The organism is Streptomyces colwelliae (assembly GCF_048158785.1).
In the GTDB taxonomy this organism is placed as follows: Bacteria; Actinomycetota; Actinomycetes; order Streptomycetales; family Streptomycetaceae; genus Streptomyces.
This window is the reverse complement of record NZ_JBLTJC010000756.1, coordinates 1-1,752: the sequence shown is the minus strand read 5'-3', so window position 1 is coordinate 1,752 and position 1,752 is coordinate 1. Positions and strand designations below refer to the sequence as shown.

Sequence of the window (1,752 nt, the reverse complement as noted above, 5' to 3'; positions counted from 1 at the left end):
TCCCCGTCCCCATCCCCAGGACCGTGATCACGTGCTCGCACCCCGCGAGCGCAGGGCCCTGCGGGCCTCCGGGTCGGCCTTGCGGTAACCGTGGAAGTGGCCCGGGTGGTAGAGGTGCGAGCGGGTGCCGTGGGCGTCGAGGGCCGGGCCGACCAGGAAGAGGGTGTGCTTCCAGAGCTTGTGCTCCTTGACCGTCTCCTCCAGCGTGGCGATCGTGCACTTCACGATCAGTTCCTCGGGCCAGGTCGCCTGATACGCGACGACGACGGGCGTCTCCGTCGGATAGCCGCCCTCCAGCAGCTCCCGCACCAACTGCCCGCTGCGGGCGGCCGACAGGAAGATCGCCATGGTCGTGCCGTGGCGCGCGAACTCCCGCACCTCCTCCCCGGGAGGCATCGGCGTCTTGCCCCCGCCGAGCCGCGTGAGGACGACGGACTGCGCGACCTCGGGGATCGTCAGCTCGCGCTGCGCGAGGGCGGCGACGGCGGAGAACGCCGAGACACCGGGGACGATCTCGGTCGCGATACCGATCGCGGCACACCGGTCGACCTGCTCCTGGGTACCGCCCCAGAGGGCAGGATCGCCGGAGTGGATGCGCGCGACGCGCAGCCCTTCCGCCTCGGCCCGCTCGTAGACGGCGACGACGTCCTCCAGGGACATCGTCGCCGAGTCCAGGATCTCGGCGCCCTCGCGCGCGTGGTCGAGGACCTCCGCCTGCACCAGGCTGGCTGCCCAGATCACGACGTCGGCCTCGGCGATGGCGCGCGCGGCACGGAACGTCAGCAGATCGGCGGCGCCGGGGCCGGCACCGACGAAGGTCACCTTGCCGGTGGGGGTATCGGCATCGGCCATGGATCGGATCCTCTCAAACACAACATGCGGAACATACGGAACGGGGGAGACGCGGGAGACGTGGGGAACGTCAATACGAATGGGGGTGGAGTGGGCCAGGATGTGCGCGAACAGGGGTTGATCGGATAGCAAGGGGACTATGGCGGTCTTCGTCGCGCTCGGCGCGTTCCTGATGACGCTGGCCGGCGGCTGGACGGCACAGCGGGTGACCGACCGCCGGCATCTCGTGCTGGGCCTGGCCGGCGGCCTGATGCTGGGCGTGGTCGGCCTCGACCTGCTGCCGGAGGCGCTGCACGCGGCGGGCCGAGAGGTCTTCGGCGTACCGGCCGCCCTGCTGCTCTTCGTGGCTGGCTTCCTCGTGGCCCATCTGGTCGAACGCCTGCTCGCCGCCCGCCAGGCCTCGCACGGAGCCGAGGAGAACAACGGCAGGGCGCCCGAGGTGGGCCTCACGGCTGCCGCCGCGATGGTCGGCCACAGCTTCATGGACGGGGTCGCGATCGGCGCCGCCTTCCAGGTGGGCGGCGGCATGGGCACGGCGGTCGCGCTCGCGGTCATCGCCCATGACTTCGCGGACGGCTTCAACACGTACACGATCACGAGCCTGTACGGCAACGCCCGCCGCAAGGCGATCGCGATGCTGGTCGCGGATGCGGCGGCCCCGGTGGCGGGCGCCGCCTCGACGGCCTTCCTCACCATCCCGGAGGCCCTGCTCGGCAGCTATCTCGGCTTCTTCGGAGGCGTGCTCCTCTACCTCGCCGCCGCCGAGATCCTCCCCGAGGCCCACCACGAACACCCCGCGCCCGCGACCCTGCTGTGCACGGTCGCGGGAGCGGCGTTCATCTGGCTGGTGGTGGGCCTGGCCGGCTGATCTTCCGGGGGCCGCCGCGGCGACCTGCATGA

The 1,752-nt window shown here is 71.5% G+C and carries 2 protein-coding genes; one reads left to right on the top strand and one right to left on the bottom strand.

The window, feature by feature from the left end:
• Positions 1 to 27: 27 nt before the first annotated feature.
• Positions 28 to 852, bottom strand: coding sequence for a precorrin-4 C(11)-methyltransferase (gene cobM / locus ACNFOC_RS54030; RefSeq protein WP_416966263.1), 825 nt, complete (start codon positions 850 to 852; stop codon positions 28 to 30).
• 139 nt (positions 853 to 991) lie between these two features.
• Between cobM and ACNFOC_RS54025 the strand changes: the two genes are divergently transcribed.
• A complete protein-coding gene (locus ACNFOC_RS54025; RefSeq protein ID WP_416966262.1) occupies positions 992 to 1,720 on the top strand; it encodes a ZIP family metal transporter in 729 nt (242 codons plus the stop codon).
• Positions 1,721 to 1,752: the final 32 nt, after the last annotated feature.

Coding starts and splice junctions, on each gene's coding strand:
- cobM (WP_416966263.1), bottom strand. CDS start 852: ATGGCCGATGCCGATACCCCCACCGGCAAGGTGACCTTCGTCGGTGCC.
- ACNFOC_RS54025 (WP_416966262.1), top strand. CDS start 992: ATGGCGGTCTTCGTCGCGCTCGGCGCGTTCCTGATGACGCTGGCCGGC.